The following is a 16,613-nucleotide window of genomic DNA, read 5'->3' as shown; positions in this document are numbered from 1 at the left end:
GTCAATCAAAACGGGGACGCCCCCGAAACATTACATTATACTATTTCCTCGGACACACCGCGAAAATTTCCTACCCAATCGCCCGTTCTTTCCCCGGCAGGCCCCGGCAACATCCGCTCGATCGCCTTCCGTACTCTATGGCCGTGAACCTCCGCAGAATACCTGCCGGCATGCGGGCGAGCCTCATTCCGGCCCGGTTCGGGCACCGGCTTTCCGACCGCCGATCAGATCCGCTCGTCGATCAGGTAGCGGTTCCGGTCGCCCGAGTTGCGGCCGATCAGCTCTCCGAGGAAGCCGGCCAGAAAGAACTGTACGCCGGCGAGCGCCGCCGCCAGCGCAATATAGAACAGCGGCTGATCCGTCACGCCCCGCACGAGCAGGCCGTGAGCCTGCTTGTACAGTTTCTCGGCGATCAGATAAACGGCCGTAGCGCCTCCCAGCAGAAACATCAGCGTGCCCAAACCGCCGAAAAAATACATCGGGCTCTTGCCGAAACGGGTCATGAACATGACGGTAATCAGATCCAGATACCCCTTGATCATCCGCTCCCAACCGAACTTGGAAACCCCGTACTTGCGGGCCCGATGACGGACGACCTTCTCGCCGATCCGCCGGAAACCGGCCTGCTTGGCCAGTACCGGTATGAAACGGTGCATCTCGCCGTATACCTCGATGCTTTTGACGACCTTCCGCCGGTATGCCTTCAGGCCGCAGTTGAAGTCATGCAGCCGGATGCCCGACGCCAGACGAGCCGTCGCATTGAAAAATTTGCTCGGCAGCGTCTTGCCCAGCGGATCGTACCGCTTCTTCTTCCACCCGCTGACCAGATCGTATCCCTGCTCGGTGACCATCCGGTAGAGCTCCGGAATCTCATCGGGCGAATCCTGCAAATCGGCGTCCATCGTAATCACGACTTCCCCCCGGGCGGCCTCGAAACCGCAGTAGAGCGCGGCCGACTTGCCGTAGTTGCGGCGAAACCGGATGCCCCGCACATGCGGATCGCGGACCTTCAGCCGGCAGACCGCTTCCCACGATCCGTCGCTGCTGCCGTCGTCGACGAACACGATCTCGTACGAAAAACCGTTCTCGCCCATGACGCGCACGATCCACTCGTGCAGCTCGGCAAGCGACTCCTCTTCGTTATAAAGAGGAACCACGACGGATATGTCGATTCGGCTGTTGTCTTCCATTGTTCGCTATCGTTACTTACACATTCGGCGCCGGATGCCGCCTCCGAAACGGGCCGACGGCTTTTTCGTCCGGACGACCCGTACCCTCGCTATTCGGCAGACGTTCCGCCCCCGAACGGATCGGCGGGACGCCGGACAAAAATCGAGATCAACAAACCGAGCAGGCCGCCGTAAATCAACATGCTGAAAATCCCGCTGAACACCGCGAACAGCGGATTGCGCATCAGTTTGAGTCCGAGCGACCCGGCCATTTCGGCCTCTTTCTCGCCCATACCGCCGCCCGCCATATTGGCGACCATCAGATCGAACTGCTCGCGGAATCCCTCGGGATCGATCCAGTTGACCAGAACGAACTGGCCGACACCGGCCAGAACGCCCGCGAAAAGCGACATCTTCAGTACGAAAAGCAGGCTCCGCCCGTAGGAAAACCCGTCGCCGCCCGCATAGGCGGCCATGCGCCGGGCGTAAAAATAGAGAAATCCGGCGAACGAGAAAAAGCTCACCGCGTTGAGAATCGTCACGAGACCCGGCATCGAGCGGCCCGCATGCGCCGCAATCGTCAGCAAGGCATAGGCCAATCCGGCATACAAGCCGCCCGTAGCGGCCTCGCGCCATTCCGTCCGGCTCAGACTTCTTTCCATATCCTTCATCATAATCCTGTCAGACTAATTCTCCGATTCCTTCCCTCAACACGACGATATCGCTCTCGTCCGTGCAATCCACGACCGTCGTCGGCACGCAGAGACCGTAACCGCCGTCGATCACCGCCTCCACCGCCGAGCCGTAGCGCTCCTCGATCAGCGACGGATCGGTCGTATACTCCTCCTCCGAATCCTTGACCGAAGCGGTCACGAGCGGATGCCCGAGCGCCTCGACGATCGCCAGCGCGACGGCGTGGTCGGGAATCCGCACGCCGACGGTCTTTCGCTTCTCCAGAAACTTGTCGGGGACCTTGCCCGACGCGTTCAGCACGAACGTGAACGGTCCCGGCAGATTGCGCTTGAGCACCTTGAACACCGCGTTGTCCACACGCGCGTAGGCGGAAATCGTGCTCAGATCGGGACAAACGATCGAAAATTCGTCGCCCTTCTTGCCGCTCAGCGCGCGCAGGCGTTCGATGGCCTTCGGACTCCTGATCGAGCAGCCGAACGCATAGACGCTGTCGGTCGGATAGACGATCACCCCGTCCGAGCGAAGCACGTCCGCCACGCGAGCGACGGCCTTCTCGTTGGGATTCTGAGCATATATCTTGATCATCGCGTCAAACGGCTGTTAATCGGTTCCGGGGAAAACGCTCGCGGAGAAACGGAATAAAAAATGGGTAAGCTACTTATATCGCACCGCTACAACCACCTACCCTTGCCGTCTTCCGACTCTGGGGGATTCAGCAGGAGCTGGTCGTATAAGACTTACCCGGGACAAAATTAAACAAATTCGCTATATTTGCAAAAATTATTCCCGGATGAAGCATAAAAAGGGCTGGTACGCAGCCGGCGCCGTCGTGCTCGCGCTGATCGCAGGCGCGTTTTTCGTCGTGCGCCTATACCTCGGACAGGCCGTCGCGTGCGACGCCGTCGTGCTGGTCCCGACCGGCAGCGACTACGGCCGACTGGCCGACTCGCTGCGATCCGGGGGGGCGATCCCCGATTTCCAACGATTCGATCTGACGGCCCGGGCGGTGGGACTCGACCGCGCGGTCCGTCCGGGACGCTACGCGCTGAAAGAAGGAATGACCTACCGCGAAGTCATCAACCGCCTCAAGGCGGGGCTGCAGGCGCCCGCGCGGGTTACGTTCAACAATGTCCGCACGCTCGACCGGCTCGCCGGCAGCATCTCGCGCAGGCTCGAGCTCGACTCGGCTTCGCTAGCCGGACTGCTGCTCGCCGACTCGACCGCCGCCCGATACGGATACACGCCGCAGACATTTTTGGCGATGTTCATTCCGAATACTTACGAACTGTACTGGAATTGTTCGTCCGACGAATTTCTGTCGCGGATGCAAAGGGAAAACGAGCGCTTCTGGCAGAGCCGCGAACGGAAGCTCGCCCGCACGGGACTGAACCGCATCGAAGCTTATACGCTGGCATCGATCGTCTACGAGGAAACCAAACGCACGGACGAAATGCCGCGCGTGGCGGGCGTCTACATCAACCGGCTGAAAAGGGGCATGCCGCTTCAGGCCGATCCGACGGTCCGCTTCGCGCTCGGAGACTTTTCGATCCGGCGGGTGCTGAACAAGCATCTCGAAGTCGATTCCCCTTACAACACCTACCGGCATCCGGGTCTGCCGCCCGGGCCGATCTGCATGCCGTCGATCGCTGCGATCGATGCCGTGCTCGATTACGAAAACCACGACTATCTCTATTTCTGCGCCAAGGACGACCTGTCGGGCTCTCATGCCTTCGCGCGATCGCTCGCCGAGCATAACCGCAACGCGCAAGCATACGCCCGGGCGTTGAACCGACGGGGAATCCGATAACGAACAAGCGGCAGCCTCCCGACTCCGGGTACGGACGATTCCTGTCCGTACCTTTTCAAAACACGGGCACCGAACCGAAAAGAACCTTTCCGGAACATCCGGCAGAAACACATAACAGGCGGCTTGTACGACATTCGCCAAGACAAAACGTGCCGCACACGACCGATTCGTCCGGACGGGCGAATCAGCGGAAATCGATCACCTCGACGCCCGGATGCTTCCGCGGATCGAATGTGAAATCGGAATCCTTCACCGGCACGTTCGGCACGAGCCGGTCGATCCGTATCCGCAGCGGAGCGGCCGCCCCGTCCACGCGATAGACGACCCGAACGGGCATACCGTCCGCCGGATCGACTCCTATCTCGATCGAGCGATAGCCGGCATCGGGACTTTTCGGCGTCAGTTCCAACCGGTCGAGACTACGCCCTCCGGCATCTTCCCGGCCTTTGTAAGCCACCTCGAAATCGTCGCCCTCGAGGCGGAAAAAGCGAGGGGGATTCGACAGCAGCGAGCGGTCGCCCGGGTCGGGACGCTCGATCGTCACCTCGTCCTCGTCGGCACGGAACGTATAGAGGAGCTTGCCGTCGCAATAGAGCTCGGAGCCGTTCACCTCGACGCGGTACCGGTCGCCGTTCACTACGATACGCCCCTGCACGCCGTCGAACTCTCCGTCCATATCGGCCGTGAACGACACCTCGTAGGAAACGTAGGAGGCGATTTTGGCCGACAGGCTCCGGACCAGCGCCCGGCCCCGGTCGTCGGCCCGGAGCGGCAGGACCGCCCAAGCGGCTAGCAGCGTACAGAACAATACTCGTATCATCGACATTCGCTTTACAATCCTTATTATCTTACCGCCGTCCTCCCGCCGCACCGGCGACCGGCAGGACCGCTGCGGAACGGAACGCCGGAACCCGGCGGCCCGGCTATTTCGAAAACCTCACGCCTTACCTGTCGGGCTTACGCTTAACCCGCAGAAAAAGCAACATCTCCGAAATTTCCCGATCCTCGTGCGCATCGCCCTCTCATCGATTCTTCCCGTCCGGCTTTCGACCGACGACCGACGTCCGTCTCCCGCCTTCATCTCCCCCGTCGTATCCGTCCTTTCCGCCACTCGCTCCGCTTCCCAGACATCACACCGCTCCGTTCCGCAGCGAATCGATTCCCCGGCCCATGCGAAGCGCCTGCTACAAGTCTTCGAGCGACGAAAGTATCTTTTCGAGCGACATCATGTCGGCGATCAGCACCTCGCGCGGCTTGCTGCCTTCGGCCTTGCCTACGACGCCGGCCATTTCGAGCTGGTCCATAATACGGCCGGCCCGGTTATACCCGATCGAGAAGCGGCGCTGGATAGACGAAGTCGATCCCTGCTGGTTCTGCACGACGAAGCGGGCCACTTCCTCGAACATCGAGTCGAGCTGCGAGAGATCGTTCGTCTTGTTGCCGGCGGCTCCCTCGCCTCCGCCCTCGGGCGTATACTCGGGAAGCTCGTAGGCTCCTACATATCCGCGCTGCGAAGCGATGAACTCGGTGATGCGCTCGATCTCGGGCGTATCGACGAACGCGCACTGCACGCGGATCAGATCGTTGCCCGTCGATACGAGCATATCGCCGCGACCGATCAGCTGGTTCGCTCCCGGCTGGTCGATGATCGTGCGCGAGTCGACCATCGACGTGACGCGGAACGCGATGCGGGCCGGGAAATTGGCTTTGATGACGCCGGTGATGATGTTCGTCGTCGGGCGCTGCGTCGCAATGACGAGGTGAATGCCGACGGCGCGCGCCAACTGGGCGATTCGCGCGATCGGCGTCTCGATCTCGCGCCCGGCCGTCATGATCAGGTCGGCGAACTCGTCGATGATCACGACGATATAGGGCAGATAGCGGTGTCCTTTCTGCGGATTCAGCCGGCGATGGATGAACTTGTCGTTATACTCGGTAATCTTGCGCACCTCGGCCGCGCGCAGCAGATTGTAGCGGGCGTCCATTTCGATGCAGAGCGAGTTCAGCGTATAGATCACCTTGTGCGTATCGGTGATGATCGCGTCGTCCTCGCCCGGCATCTTGGCCAGAAAATGGCGCTCGAGCTTCGAATAAAGCGTCAGCTCGACCTTCTTCGGATCGACCAGCACGAGCTTCAGCTCCGAAGGATGCTTTTTGTAGAGCAGCGACGTGATGATCGCGTTCAGGCCGACCGACTTGCCCTGTCCGGTCGCCCCGGCTACGAGCAAGTGCGGCATCTTGGCCAGATCGATCACGAACGTCTCGTCCTGAATCGTCTTGCCCAGCACGACCGGAATGTCGTACTTCGACTCCTGAAACTTCACCGACTTGATGACCGAGTACATCGACACGATCTTCTTGTCCTTGTTCGGCACCTCGATGCCGATCGTCCCCTTGCCCGGTATCGGAGCGATGATCCGGATACCGAGGGCCGACAGGCTCAGCGCGATGTCGTCCTCCAGATTCTTGATCTTGGAAATGCGCACGCCCGGCGACGGCACGATCTCGTACAGCGTCACGGTCGGGCCGATCGTCGCCTTGATTTTCTCGATGCGGATGCCGAAGTTCTCGAGCGTCTCCTTGATCCGGTTCTTGTTCTCGACGATCTCCTCGCTCGTCACGCTGACCTCGACGCTGTGGTCCTCGAGCAACTCGACCGGCGGGCGTTGGTACGACGACAGATCGAGCGTCGGATCGTACAGCGTGCTCTCGATCTCGTCCTCCGAGAGCGTCTCGTCCTGAGGCAGGCGCTCGACAGCCATATCGTCGCGCTCTTCGATCGCCGCGTCGCCCGGTACGCTGGCCACGAAACGGTCGTCCTCCGAAACGGAAGCCCCCGCCTGCGGCATGCCGACTGCGATCCGGCCTTCCGGGGAAGCCGCAACGGCAGACGTCTCGGCCGCTCTTGCTTCCTGCCCGACCGCACCGCCCGCCGCCTCTAAAGCGGCACCGGTAACCAGACCGGTTCCAGCAGCAGGATCCCGCCATCCGACCGGTACGGAATCGACGGCTTCACGCGCAGGTTCCCGCAGCGCCTCTCCGTCCCCGCTGGCATACTGGATCGTGAATCCGTCCTCGTCGACCTCGGTGCGAGGCGGCTCTTCGACGGTCAGATCCGTTACGACGAAGCCGTCGTCATCGATTTCGGTGCGACCGGCCGGAGCGCTCTCCTCCTTCGGCACGATCGGAGGCCGCGACAGCCCCGAGCGATCGACCACCACAAAGCCGTCGTCGTCGATCAGCTCGCCCGGATAGAACGGCGTGTCGTTCCGCTCCGACGCATCGCGCACGGTGAATACGTCGTCGTCCTCGCTGCCGGCCGGCTCCGTCGCCGCATTCTCGGCAAGGCCCTCCGCGGACTCCGCCGCTGCGCCCGCAGCGACTTTCTTATTGCCGCCCCTGAGCTCGTGCCGGATCATTTCCGTAGCCGTCGACGTCACGGCGCCGCCCACCTTTTTGCCGTTATCGACGATCTCCTTGCCTACGCGGTTGAGCAGCGAGATCGTATTGCGGTTGACATAGATCGCATACAGGATGATCGACAGCAACAACAACAGCCCGGCTCCGACGCGCCCGAGCACCGACACGAGCCAGCGCGACACTTCGATGCCCTGCTGACCGCCGAGCCCCGAGCCGAACACGGTCCAGCTATCGCCGAACAGGTAGCCGAGCGTCAGCGAGCCGAGAATCATCAGGATCAGCGTCAGCCGTACCGACTTGCGCAGCATGGCCGGCCGGAAGCGCATGATCCGAAGCGACAGGATCACCAGCACGACCGGAACGCAGAACCCGAACAACCCGAACCAGTCGCCCACGATGTAGTTGGCAAGCACCGCGCCGAGCTTGCCGCCCCAATTCATCACCGGCTGCTCGCCCGCAGCCAGCACGCGGCTCCACAGCGCGACGTTCTGATCGTCGCGCCAGTATATGAAGTACGACACGACGGCCACGCCGACGAACAGCGCGAAAAACAGCAGCGCGAAGCCGTAAATCCACCGCTTCGTGTCGCTCAGTCCCCTGACCTCGGGCTGGGAAGCCCCCGTCGTTTTCTTCTTCGTTGCCATATTCCTGCGACCGCCCGGAGCGGTCATTCTTTCTTGTTTTTCATCTCTGCCCCGGCGGATACGCGACGGCCGACAACCGCACTTTCCGACCAAGCGGCCTTTCGCCGACTCTCCGGCGCCCCGTATCTTTCCCGTTAACGTTCCGGACGCCTGCGAGCCGCACCGAATGGACGGCCACCTTCGGACTTCGCATTTTCTGTCATCCCCGGCCCCTTGCAGTACGCCCCGCATTCGGGAGACCTCCGAAACCGGAACACGGTCCCTTTCCCCGAAACAGGAAACGGCCCTGCACCGCCGTCCGGCCGCCACCTCCCCGCATTCCGTCCCGGACGACCTCCGACGCCGAAGCTCTCCCGCCTACTCGAAACGCATCGTCCGCGCTTCCTCGCTCTTGGCGGCCAGCCGCTGCCGGTAAGCTTCGTCGGCACTGGTCATAAACTCGTATACGGGCCGACTGCCTCCGGAAGCCTCGATTCCCCCTTCGCGCAGCAGAGCCTCGGTCCGCTGCTCGACGGCCGCCGCCGGATTGACCAGACGGACGTCGCGGTCGCCGATCACGCGGTGCATCGCCTCGCTCAGAAAGGGATAGTGCGTGCAGCCGAGCACGATCCGGTCGGCTCCGGCCTCGATCATGGGCTCAAGCAGACGCTCTACCCGACGATAGGCCTCCTCGGTCCGTTCGCGGTTCTGCTCGACCAGTTCGACGAAACCCTCGCCGACCCGGGCGATGATCCGCACCCGGTCCTCGTAGCGGCGCGACGTCTCGCGGAACAGCCTGCCGCGCAGCGTCGCCGCCGTCGCCAGAATCCCGATCACGCCGCTGCGCGACGAGAGCGCGGCCGGCTTGACGGCCGGCTCGAGCCCGACGAACGGAATCGGATAGGCGGCTCTCAGGTGATCGATCGCCATGGCCGTCGCGGCATTGCAGGCCACGACGATCAGCTTGACTCCGCGGTCGACGAGCCTTCGTACGGCGAAATCGACGGCCTCGGTCACCTGCTCGCGGGTCTTGTCCCCGTACGGGCAGTTCTTGCCGTCGCCGTAGTACAGCAGCGACTCGCGGGGCAAGCGGCGGCGCAGCTCGCTCCATACGGTCAGCCCGCCCAGCCCCGAGTCGAAAACTCCTATCGGCGCGTCGTTCATCGCTACTTTTTCGTTTTATCCTCGATCCAGCGGCGGGCGCTGACGAAAGCCTCAATCCACGGAGTCACCTCATCTCCTGTCCGGTCCTCGGGATAGCAGGCCCAGTTCCACGGCCGGATTGCGCGCTCCAAGTGAGGCATGATGGCCAGATGGCGACCGTCTTCCGAACAGAGGGCCGCCGCGTTGTAGTCGCTCCCGTTCGGATTGGCCGGATACTGGTCGTACGAGTAGCGGACCGGAATGCAGTAGCGGCTCTCCTCGTACGGTAGACTGAAGCGGCCCTCGCCGTGAGCGACCCAGATACCCAGCTCGCAGCCGGCGAGCGAGCGCAGCATGACCGACTCGTTCGGCTCGATGCGGACGCCCAAGAAAGCCGACTCGAACTTATGGCTCTCGTTGTGCAGCATGCGCGGCTTACGCTCGTGGCCGGGCGTGACGAGCCCGAGCTCGATCATCAGCTGGCAGCCGTTGCAGACGCCCAGCGACAGCGTGTCGGGACGGGCGTAGAACCGGTCGAGCGCCTGCTTGGCTTTCTCGTTATAAAGAAATGCCCCGGCCCATCCCTTGGCCGACCCGAGTACGTCCGAATTGGAGAATCCGCCGGGGAAGACGATCATGTTCACGTCCTCGAGCGTCTCGCGGCCCTCGATCAGGTCGGTCATGTGCACGTCCTTGACATCCATACCGGCCAGGTACATGAACCACGCCATTTCGCGGTCGCCGTTGATGCCCTTCTCGCGGATGATCGCCGCACGGACGCCCGTCGGACAGCGGCGACTCGTTTCGAGCCCCCATTGCGACAGTTTGCCGGTGAATGTCTCCGGGAAGCGGAAGCGGAGTTCCTGATTCTTATAGTTGGCAAAGCGCTCCGACGCCTTCTGCGCCCCGCTCTGACGGCGGTCGAGCAGGTAAGAAGTCTTGAACCACGTATCGCGCAGCTCGTCGATAAGCAAGTCCATTTCCAGACCGTCGTGCGCGAAACGGAAGCGGCGCTCGAAATTCACGTCGCCGATCACATAAGCATCCACCCCGGCGAACTTCAGCTCCTCGCAGGTCCGCACGCCGTCCTCGACCTGCAACACCAAAGCAGGCTTCTCGCTGAAAAGCAGCCGGACGATGTCGCGCTCGCCGAGCGCGGCAAAGCTCAGATCCATGCCGCTGCGGTTGTCGGCGAACGTCATCTCGAGCAGCGCCGTCACGAGGCCGCCGGCCGACACGTCGTGCCCGGCGAGCACCTTCCCGTCGCCGATGAGGCCCTGTACGGCGCCGAACGCCCGGGCGAAATAGTCGGCCGACTCGACCGCAGGCACTTCCGATCCGACGCCTCCGAGGCTCTGGAAAAAGCTGCTGCCGCCCAGCGCGAACGGCGAGCGGCTCATATCGACGTAAACGATCTGGCTCGGACGGTGCTTCAAGGCCGGAGAAACCGCCTTCTTGACGTCCGAGACCTCGGCCGCCGAAGTGATGATGACCGTTCCCGGCGCGTAGACGAGCTCTCCGTCGCGGTACTTCTGCGTCATCGACAGCGAGTCCTTACCGGTCGGTATGTTGATTCCGAGGGCCACCGCATAGTCGCTGGCCGCCTGTACGGCCGCGTAGAGCCGCGCGTCCTCGCCCTCGTTTTTGCAGGGCCACATCCAGTTGGCGCTCAGCGAGACGGAGCGCAGGCCGCCGTCGATCGGGGCGAAGACGATATTCGTCAGCGCCTCGGTAATGGCCATCTCCGATCCCCTGCGCGGATCGGCCATCGCGACGCCCACCGCATGTCCGAGCGCCGTGGCGATGCCGTGCGTACCCTGATAGTCGAGCGCGACGACGGCGCAGTCGTTCAGCGGAAGCTGTACCTCTCCGGCGGTCTGCTGCATGGCGACCTTGCCCGTCACCGAGCGGTCGACCTTGTTCGTCAGCCAGTCCTTGCAGGCGACGGCCTCCATCTGGAGCACGTTCTCGATGTAGCGGTTCAGACTGCCGGCCGTATAACGGGGTTCGGCGAACCGCTCCTCGACCGTCCGATCCGCGAGCACCGTGCGCGGCGCCTTGCCGAACATGTCTTCGAGCTTCAGGTCGATCGGCTTCTCGCCCGTGCGGTTGTCGACGAAGGTGAACTGCATGTCGCCCGTCGCCTCGCCGATCACGTAGAACGGCGACCGCTCGCGCTCGGCGATACGCCGCAGCTTGTCTATGTTCTTCTCGTCGATGACGAGCCCCATGCGCTCCTGCGACTCGTTGCCGACGATCTCCTTCGCGCTGAGCGTCGGGTCGCCGATAGGCAGCTTGTCCATGTCGATCCGGCCGCCCGTCGCCTCGACGAGCTCGCTCAGACAGTTCAAGTGTCCGCCCGCGCCATGGTCGTGGATCGAGATGATCGGATTGACGCCCTCTTCCGAGATGGCGCGGATCGCATTGTAGGCCCGCTTCTGCATTTCGGGATTCGATCGCTGCACGGCATTGAGCTCGATGGCCCCCGCATACTCGCCGGTAGCCACCGACGAGACAGCGCCCCCGCCCATGCCGATGCGGTAGTTGTCGCCTCCGAGCAGCACGACGCGATCGCCCGCCTCCGGCTCGTCCTTGATGCTGTCGCGCTTACGGCCGTAACCGATGCCGCCGGCCTGCATGATGACCTTGTCGAAGCCGTATTTTTTGCCGTTCTCGAAATGTTCGAACGTCTGCAAACTACCGCAGATCAACGGCTGACCGAACTTGTTGCCGAAATCGGAAGCCCCGTTCGACGCCTTGATCAGGATGTCCTCGGGCGTCTGGTAGAGCCACTCGCGCGGCTCGGTCGCCTTCTCCCACTCGCGCCCTCCGTCCAGACGCGGATAAGCGGTCATATAAACGGCCGTGCCGGCCACCGGGAACGCTCCCTTGCCGCCGGCGATGCGGTCGCGTATCTCGCCGCCCGTACCCGTCGCCGCGCCGTTGAACGGCTCGACGGTCGTCGGGAAGTTGTGCGTCTCGGCCTTGACCGAGATCACGCTCTCGAACTCCTCGATTCGGAAGTAGTCCGACGTGTCGTGCGCCGCGGGCGAGAACTGCTCGACGGCAGGCCCCTGCAGGAAAGCGCAGTTGTCCTTATAGGCCGACACGACGCGGCCCGGATGCTCCTTGGTCGTACGCTTGATCAGGCCGAACAGCGTCGAGGGCATCGCCTCGCCGTCGATGACGAACTGACCGTTGAATATCTTGTGGCGGCAGTGCTCCGAGTTGACCTGCGAGAAGCCGAACACCTCGCTGTCGGTCAGCTTGCGCCCGATGCGGCGGCTGACGCTTTCCAGATAGGCGATTTCCTCGTCGCTCAGGGCCAGTCCCTCCTGCCGGTTGTACGCCGCCATGTCGTCGATGTAGACGATCGGATCGGGCTTCTTGCTGATCGTGAAGACCTGTTGGTCGATCGTGCGGTACTTGCGCTGCAGCATCGCGTCGAACGGGACGTCTTCGCTTTCCGCCTCGACGAACTGCTCGATGCGGCGGATGCCCGGCAGTCCCATGTTCTGCGTGATCTCGACGGCATTCGTGCTCCAAGGCGTGATCATCTCGCGCCGGGGACCGACGAAAACTCCGTCGAGCGTCTGTTGCGCGAGCAAATCCGCGCCGCCCAAAAGCCACCGCAGGCTGTCCGTCTGCTCGGCAGAAAGTGCCGCGTCGGCCTGCACGGCGTACACGGTACGGTCTTTCCTGAAAAATAGTATCATCCTGACTATGTATGTTCGTTATATCGATCGTCTCTGCTGCCGTCCCTCCGGCAAATCCTTTCCCTCCAACGCTCCTGCGACTCCGGCCCGTACCGGAAGCGCTTCGATCGCCGGCCCGGCCTGCCGGGTCCGCGAATGCTTCTCCGGATTCCGTCCTACGGCATCGGCTCCGCAAGGCATTTCCTGCGCTCCGGCGGAACACGGTGCAAAGTTACGCTATCGCGCCGAACAAACAAAGCGCAAGCGCAAAGTTCCGGACCCGGAATCGGGTTCCCCAGCTGACGAAGCCGCCGGTCTCCGGCCCCCCCGCCGCTATTCGCCGGGGGAAATAGCCCCCCGCTGCGACAGCCCGGAAAAACCGAACTATCCCGCAGACCGTGCCGCAATTCGGCTCTCGCTCTTCTTCGCGCGGCAGCACAGCTTATGCAGCCATCCGGCAGCCGATGCCCCGCGCATATTCCGGACATCAGCGGTCCCGGCGCGCGGTCTCGGCGGCCCCGCAATGCTCCAAATACGACACGACGTGGCTCACCACATAGTCGTCGCTCACGCCGTCGCAACCGATCACGAGCCGGGCCTGCGAATAGAACGGTTCCCGCCTGCGGATATTCTCGCGGATATATTCGACCAGCTCGTCCTCGCTCTTGTCGCGCAGCAGCGGGCGCTTGGCGCGGCCATGCTCCAGACGGACCGCCAGTTTCTCGGCGCTCATCTGAAAATAGATCGTCCGGCCCGCACGGTTCATCGCCTCCATGTTGTCGAAGAAACAGGGCGTTCCGCCCCCGGTCGCGACCACCGCATCGTCGTAGGACGAAATCACTTCGGCAAGCGTATCGCGCTCCATGCGCCGGAATCCGTCTTCGCCGAACGTTTCGAAAATCTCGCCGACGCGCTTGCCGCAATGCTCCTCGATCAGCGCGTCCATATCCAGAAGCGGCTTGCCGAGCCGGCGGGCCAAAGCCCGCCCGATCGTGCTCTTGCCGCACCCCATGTATCCTACCAGAAATATCAGCATGCCCCTAAACCTCTCCGACGGGCCGCCCGGACGGCCCTTGCATAACATTCGTCGAACGGCAGCCCTTTCCGGAAAGACGGTCTGCCGCCGCCCGCGAGCCTCACGCTCAAAACAGTTCCATTTGTCGCCCGTTGCCCTTCTCTTCTTCGCCGGCCACGTCGAACTCGACCGTATCGCCGGCCACGTAATTCTTGGGCTCGGGCTTTTTCGCCGCCGGACTCTCCTTTCCGGAAACGCCGGCCGATGCCGCATCCGTTCCGGCCCCCTCGCCGGAAGAACCGTTCCCCGGATCGTCCTCTCCGGACGGTTCCTCGGGACGAGGCTCACGCTCGATCGGATCGGTAAAGACGATCCGGCCGACCTCGAGCGTCGTCACGCGCTTGCCTTTGGCCCGGTGACTCTTGACGCCGATGAACTCGTCCACGTCGATCGTATCGTCGGGCCGGCCGGCATTATGTCCCGCATAGCCGACCAGCAGCCGGGGATAGCGGTCGCCGCTGATCGCCACGAGCGACGCTCCGGCCGCCTCGTCGACGAAACTCTGCATCCGGTCGCTCGGCTCGGCCGTAAAGCGCTTGACGTAATAGTAGTTCTGCTCGCCGTCGAAGTAGACGACCGAGTATATGCGGCCCGGATCGTACTTCTCGACGCGGATCGTCTCCTCCGGGAAGTGAACGCCCAGATCGTAGCCCGTCGTATAGTAAAGGCCCTTGCCCGTCATCACGATCAGCCTGTCGTCGCCCGAGAACTCGCCCAGCAACTCGCCCCGGCCGTCCGTGTTGAGCCGCCGGATCTCGTCGTCGTACCACACGCTGATGCCGCCGAGCGTCGACGCGCCGCGCTCCTTGAGCACGATCTTATGAATCGCATAGCGCGTGAACAGGTTGCCCTGCGACTGCCGGCCCTTGATGGCCAGCTCGCCGAAATTCAGGTCGACGATCAGCTTCTTGAGCCTCGGTCTCGGCTTGAAGTAGACTTTCAGCACCTCGGCCTCGCCGTTCGGATTGACGCTCATGTAAAGAATCTCGCTGCGCGGCGTGCCTTTGGTCAGGTCGTACTCGCGGTCGCGCGTGATACCCTTGATCGCGCAACGTTTCATCATCAGCGGGCCGCCGCGGCCGTCGCGGTAGAGCACGTTGTAGATCGTCCGCTCGTCGTTGCGCTTGAAAATGCCTATATGGTAGATGTTCTTCGCAAAGAACGCCTTTTCGCTCACTTTCGTAATGACGTACTTGCCCTCCTTGGTCACGACGATCACGTCGTCGATGTCCGAACAGTCGCATACGAACTCGTCCTTGCGCATGGCCGGCCCGATACCGAAAAAGCCCTCGGCCCGGTCGACGTACAGCTTGGCGTTCGCTACGACGACCTTCGTCGCTTCGATCGAGTCGAACTCGCGTAGCTCGGTCCTCCGCTCGCGGCCCCGGCCGTACTTTTCCTTGATCCGGCGGAAGTAGGCGATCGTGAAATCGGTCAGTGTCGCCAAATGCCGTTTCACCTGCGCGATCTCCTGCTCGACGCTCTTCACATGCTCGTCGGCCTTGAAGGAGTCGTAGCGCGAAATGCGGATCATGCGCAGCTCGGTCAGCTTCACGACGTCGTCGAGCGTGATCTCGCGGCGCAGCAGATGCGCGAAAGGCTTCAGTCCCTCGTCGACGGCGGCATAGGCCGCCTCGCGCGAAGTCGCCTCCTCCATGCGCTGGTAAATCTTGTTCTCGATGAAAATCTTTTCCAGAGACGACATATGCCAGTCCTGCTCCAACTCCTCGAGCCGGATTTCCAGCTCGCGGCGCAGCAATTCCCGCGTGCGGTCGGCGCAGCGGCGCAGAATCTCGTGCACGCCCATGAAATGCGGCTTGTCGTCCATGATGACGCACGAATTCGGCGATATGGAGACTTCGCAGTCGGTGAAGGCGTACAGCGCGTCGATCGTCCGGTCCGACGACTCGTCGTTGCTGACGTGGATGATGATCTCGACCTGATCCGAAGTGTTGTCGTCGACTTTCTTGATCTTGATTTTACCCTTGTCGTTGGCCTTGATGATCGATTCCTTGATCGACTCGGTCGTCGTACCGTAGGGTATCTCGGTGATCGCGAGCGTCCGCTTGTCGATCTTGTTGATCCGCGCGCGGACCTTGACCGCCCCGCCGCGCAATCCGTCGTTGTACCGCGTCACGTCGCACAGCCCGCCCGACGGGAAATCGGGATAGAGCTCGAACGGCTCGCCGCGCAAATAGGCGATCGACGCGTCGATCAGCTCGTTGAAATTGTGCGGCAGGATTTTCGACGCCAGTCCGACGGCGATTCCCTCGACGCCCTGCGCGAGCAGCAGCGGAAACTTGACCGGAAGCGTCACGGGCTCCTGATTGCGGCCGTCGTAAGAGAGCATCCACTCGGTGGTCTTCGGATTGAACACGACGTCGAGCGCGAACTTCGACAGCCGCGCCTCGATGTACCGCGGCGCAGCGGCGCCGTCGCCCGTCAGGATGTTTCCCCAGTTGCCCTGACAGTCGATCAGCATATCCTTCTGCCCGAGCTGCACGAGCGCGTCGCCGATCGAAGCGTCGCCGTGCGGATGGTACTGCATCGTCGAGCCGATGATATTGGCGACCTTGTTGTAGCGTCCGTCGTCGAGCTTGCGCATCGCGTGCAGAATGCGCCGTTGCACCGGCTTCAGTCCGTCGTCGACGTGGGGCACGGCACGCTCCAGAATCACATACGAAGCATAGTCCAGAAACCAGTCCTTGTACATGCCCGTCAGCTTTCGCCGGTCGGCCCCGTCGCCCGTCAGCCGGCCGAACTTGGCCGGACGGCCCGTCTCGGATGCTTCCGCAACGGTCTCCGCCTCGCCCGCAGCCGAAGCCTCCGCCCCGCCGTCGTCCGGCGCAGCGCCCTCCGCGACGGTTCCCTCCCGAACGCCTGCGCCGTCGTCGCCCGCGCCGGGCTCCCGCAATCCGAGGTCCTCGGGATTCGCGGACAGTTCCTTTTCGTTGTCTTTATCGCTCATGTTCGTCGTTTGCTCTTGGA

Annotated in this window: 10 protein-coding genes; 1 reads left to right on the top strand and 9 read right to left on the bottom strand. The window is 62.6% G+C overall.

The window, feature by feature from the left end:
• Positions 1–224: 224 nt before the first annotated feature.
• From NQ491_RS08335 to NQ491_RS08325, 3 genes are all read right to left on the bottom strand, one after another.
• Entirely contained in the window at positions 225–1,172 is a 948-nt protein-coding gene (locus tag NQ491_RS08335; protein ID WP_026089773.1) for a glycosyltransferase family 2 protein, read from the bottom strand.
• A gap of 107 nt (positions 1,173–1,279) precedes the next feature.
• A complete protein-coding gene (locus NQ491_RS08330) occupies positions 1,280–1,831 on the bottom strand; it encodes a DUF4199 domain-containing protein (protein ID WP_157365678.1) in 552 nt (183 codons plus the stop codon).
• Between the two features lie 19 nt (positions 1,832–1,850).
• Positions 1,851–2,447 (bottom strand): L-threonylcarbamoyladenylate synthase, encoded by a 597-nt coding sequence (locus NQ491_RS08325; RefSeq protein WP_019246633.1) that lies wholly within the window; start codon positions 2,445–2,447, stop codon positions 1,851–1,853.
• Positions 2,448–2,652: 205 nt separating this feature from the next.
• Between NQ491_RS08325 and mltG the strand changes: the two genes are divergently transcribed.
• Positions 2,653–3,669 carry an endolytic transglycosylase MltG gene (gene mltG, locus NQ491_RS08320; protein ID WP_019246634.1) on the top strand — a complete coding sequence of 339 codons (1,017 nt, stop codon included), beginning with the start codon at positions 2,653–2,655 and terminating at the stop codon, positions 3,667–3,669.
• 184 nt (positions 3,670–3,853) lie between these two features.
• On the opposite strand, the gene NQ491_RS08315 is transcribed toward mltG, so the two are convergent.
• The 6 genes from NQ491_RS08315 to NQ491_RS08290 form a co-directional block, all read right to left on the bottom strand.
• A complete protein-coding gene (locus NQ491_RS08315; RefSeq protein WP_019246635.1) occupies positions 3,854–4,489 on the bottom strand; it encodes a LolA family protein in 636 nt (211 codons plus the stop codon).
• Positions 4,490–4,853: 364 nt separating this feature from the next.
• Positions 4,854–7,733, bottom strand: a complete 2,880-nt coding sequence (locus NQ491_RS08310; RefSeq protein ID WP_019246636.1) for an FtsK/SpoIIIE family DNA translocase — start codon at positions 7,731–7,733, stop codon at positions 4,854–4,856.
• Positions 7,734–8,090: 357 nt separating this feature from the next.
• Complete coding sequence (gene murI / locus NQ491_RS08305; RefSeq protein ID WP_019246637.1) at positions 8,091–8,876, bottom strand: glutamate racemase; 786 nt, start codon at positions 8,874–8,876, stop codon at positions 8,091–8,093.
• Positions 8,877–8,878: 2 nt separating this feature from the next.
• Positions 8,879–12,571, bottom strand: a complete 3,693-nt coding sequence (purL, locus tag NQ491_RS08300) for a phosphoribosylformylglycinamidine synthase (protein WP_019246638.1) — start codon at positions 12,569–12,571, stop codon at positions 8,879–8,881.
• A 466-nt stretch (positions 12,572–13,037) separates the two neighbouring features.
• Positions 13,038–13,586 (bottom strand): shikimate kinase, encoded by a 549-nt coding sequence (locus NQ491_RS08295; RefSeq protein WP_019246640.1) that lies wholly within the window; start codon positions 13,584–13,586, stop codon positions 13,038–13,040.
• A 106-nt stretch (positions 13,587–13,692) separates the two neighbouring features.
• Positions 13,693–16,593 (bottom strand): DNA gyrase/topoisomerase IV subunit A, encoded by a 2,901-nt coding sequence (locus NQ491_RS08290; RefSeq protein WP_019246641.1) that lies wholly within the window; start codon positions 16,591–16,593, stop codon positions 13,693–13,695.
• Between the last annotated feature and the right edge of the window lie 20 nt (positions 16,594–16,613).

The sequence above is a fragment of the Alistipes ihumii AP11 genome, assembly GCF_025144665.1.
GTDB classification, from domain to species: domain Bacteria; phylum Bacteroidota; class Bacteroidia; order Bacteroidales; family Rikenellaceae; genus Alistipes_A; species Alistipes_A ihumii.
This window is presented reverse-complemented; position numbering and strand designations above follow the sequence as displayed.

Coding starts and splice junctions, on each gene's coding strand:
- NQ491_RS08330 (WP_157365678.1), bottom strand. CDS start 1,831: ATGGAAAGAAGTCTGAGCCGGACGGAATGGCGCGAGGCCGCTACGGGC.
- NQ491_RS08325 (WP_019246633.1), bottom strand. CDS start 2,447: ATGATCAAGATATATGCTCAGAATCCCAACGAGAAGGCCGTCGCTCGC.
- mltG (WP_019246634.1), top strand. CDS start 2,653: ATGAAGCATAAAAAGGGCTGGTACGCAGCCGGCGCCGTCGTGCTCGCG.
- NQ491_RS08315 (WP_019246635.1), bottom strand. CDS start 4,489: ATGATACGAGTATTGTTCTGTACGCTGCTAGCCGCTTGGGCGGTCCTG.
- NQ491_RS08310 (WP_019246636.1), bottom strand. CDS start 7,733: ATGGCAACGAAGAAGAAAACGACGGGGGCTTCCCAGCCCGAGGTCAGG.
- murI (WP_019246637.1), bottom strand. CDS start 8,876: ATGAACGACGCGCCGATAGGAGTTTTCGACTCGGGGCTGGGCGGGCTG.
- purL (WP_019246638.1), bottom strand. CDS start 12,571: ATGATACTATTTTTCAGGAAAGACCGTACCGTGTACGCCGTGCAGGCC.
- NQ491_RS08295 (WP_019246640.1), bottom strand. CDS start 13,586: ATGCTGATATTTCTGGTAGGATACATGGGGTGCGGCAAGAGCACGATC.
- NQ491_RS08290 (WP_019246641.1), bottom strand. CDS start 16,593: ATGAGCGATAAAGACAACGAAAAGGAACTGTCCGCGAATCCCGAGGAC.